Source organism: Kitasatospora sp. NPDC047058, from assembly GCF_040643935.1.
Lineage (GTDB): Bacteria > Actinomycetota > Actinomycetes > Streptomycetales > Streptomycetaceae > Kitasatospora.
The window spans coordinates 1-1,967 of sequence record NZ_JBEYVJ010000753.1 but is presented as its reverse complement, the minus strand read 5'-3'; the positions used below and the strand labels follow the sequence as shown (position 1 = coordinate 1,967).

The 1,967-nt window shown below is 73.4% G+C and carries 3 protein-coding genes; 2 read left to right on the top strand and 1 reads right to left on the bottom strand.

All coding sequences use genetic code 11. The features are described 5' to 3' along the window. Positions 1–425: SsgA family sporulation/cell division regulator (locus ABZ885_RS40165; RefSeq protein ID WP_360200001.1), on the bottom strand; the 425-nt coding region annotated here is incomplete at its 3' end. Positions 426–779: 354 nt separating this feature from the next. Between ABZ885_RS40165 and ABZ885_RS40160 the strand changes: the two genes are divergently transcribed. Further along, on the top strand, positions 780–1,628 hold the full coding sequence (locus tag ABZ885_RS40160) for a SigB/SigF/SigG family RNA polymerase sigma factor (protein WP_360200003.1): 849 nt from the start codon (positions 780–782) through the stop codon (positions 1,626–1,628). Positions 1,629–1,731: 103 nt separating this feature from the next. Further along, positions 1,732–1,967, top strand: a 236-nt coding sequence (locus ABZ885_RS40155; protein WP_360199999.1) for an STAS domain-containing protein, incomplete at its 3' end; no start/stop codon positions are given.

The following is a 1,967-nucleotide window of genomic DNA, read 5'->3' as shown; positions in this document are numbered from 1 at the left end:
GGGCGGTGGCCGCCCGGGGCGCCGGGGCCCTCGGCGAGCAGGCGGGCGATGCAGCCGTCCCAGTCGATGTGGGCGCTCTCGCTGCCGTACGGCACGGCCCGCTCGGTGCGTGCGAGGAAGTCGGCGAGGCGGCCGGTGGGGGCGGCTAAGAGGGCGACGTGCCCGTCGCCGTCCGACAGGGCGATGAAGGTGTGGCCGTGGCCGGCGGGGGTGATCCGCAGGTCCCCGTCGCCGGCCCCGCGGGTCAGGCCCTCGGCCACGAGCTCCCGCCCGATCGTCCAGCTGGTGCCGGCGCCCGTGCCGCCGAAGACGAGGGTGACTTCCAGCGGACGCCGGCTGTCGTACCGGTACTCGACCGGAACGGAGGTGTCGGTGTCCGCTCCGGTGATCAGGCGCATCGTCGTCCGGGTCGTGATGGTGTCCACGTGCGGGCCCTCCCTGGTGGCGCTCTCCGGTGTTGTCGCGCCCTCGTCTGCCCGGCCCCGGGGAATCCATGTGCGGCGCCCGCCGAGCGGCCGGGGACGCCCTCCGCCGCCCTCCGCGGGGTCCGGTACGCGGGCCCACCACGAGCCGACCAGCGGTTCTCCACGAAAACGCCACGTCACCGGGACGCATCGGACCGCCGGAAGCGGGTACCGGGGGACGGACCGGCCCGTACCGAGGAAAGGACCGCCGTGGCTGCGCCCAGTGATGAACTCCTCCGTTCCACACACCCGTCCACCGGGGGCGCCCTGCCCGGGGGCGCCTCCGGCTGGAGTCCGCCGCCCGCACCCCCGTCCGTGCACGAGCCGACCACGCACGGGCCGGCCACGACCGCGTCGGCCGTGCCCGAGCTGGCCGCGATCGACGACCCCCGGGAGGTGGCGCCGGAGGACGCCCGCGCATTGACCCGGGTCCTGCTGCGCCGGCTGGCGGGCCTGGAGGAGGGCACCCGCGAGTACTCCTACGTGCGGTCCACCCTGGTCGAGCTGAACGTCTCGCTGGTCCGGTACGCCGTCCGGCGTTTCGACACCCACCGGGAACCGCAGGAGGACCTGATCCAGGCCGGCGCCGTCGGCCTGATCAAGGCGATCGACCGGTTCGACCCCGACCACGGCGTGGAGTTCACCAGCTTCGCCATGCCGACCGTCCTCGGCGAGATCCGCCGTCACTTCCGCGACACCACCTGGGCGGTGCACGTGCCGCGCAGGCTCCAGGAGCTCCGCATCACCCTCGCCCGCGCGCAGGAGCGGCTCACCCAGCAGCTGGACCGGGCGCCGACGGTGGCCGAGCTCGGCGAGCACCTGTCGCTGCGGGAGGACGAGGTCGTCGACGGGCTCGCCGCCGCCAACGGACACGTCGCCGGTTCGCTCGACGCCGGCGGCCGGGCCGAGGAGGACGGCACCGGCCCGCTGGCCGCCCGGCTCGGCGCGGACGACCCGCTGCTGGAGCTGACCGAGGACATGGTCGTCCTCAAACCCCTGATCGCCGAACTCCCGGAACGCGACCGGCTCATCCTCTCCATGCGCTTCACCGAGGACCTGACGCAGTCCCAGATCGGCGCTCGGCTCGGCATGTCCCAGATGCACGTGTCCCGGCTCATCAGCCGCGCCCTGCGCCGACTGCGCGAAGGCCTGGAACAGACCTGAAGCGTCGGGCTCCGCCGCCTCGGGAGCAGGCACGGCGCGGGCAGGCACGTTGGCCCGGCGGGCGGGAACTCCGTACAGTCGGAGGGGAATCAGTGGAGGAACGATGACGGCCGACAGCGGACTTGACGGCACGACAGGAACGGCGCTGCCGGGCCTGGGTCTTGACGTGGTGGTTTCTGACGTCGATGGAGGGACGTACGTCTGCTCGCTCACGGGCGATCTCGATGTGGAGACCCTGGATCCTGCCGCCCGGGCTCTGCGGACCGTCGTCGACCGGAGCCCCAGAACGGTGGTGGTCGACCTCGCAGGAGTGGGCTTCTGCGACTCCTCGGGCCTGAA